Below are 221 nucleotides of genomic sequence, written 5' to 3'. Positions count from 1 at the left end.
CACATGCACCCACCCCAGCTCCTGCGCTTCTCGGCGCAGCCAGCAGGGGTGGGGAGCGGGGTCAGGGACGGTTGCTGCTGCGCAGCTGCGCCTGGTGTCGGTTCGCGCTTTGCGCTGCCGACGTGTGGGGCGATCACTCTGGCGAGCCGAGCGCAGCAAAGGACCACAGGCCGAGCGAAGCAATGGCCCGTGTGGAGCCCGTTCCCACCCCCTTCTGACCG

The sequence above is a fragment of the Acidovorax sp. Root219 genome (assembly GCF_001428665.1).
Lineage (GTDB): Bacteria > Pseudomonadota > Gammaproteobacteria > Burkholderiales > Burkholderiaceae_C > Acidovorax.
Note: the sequence above shows the minus strand (reverse complement) of the source record.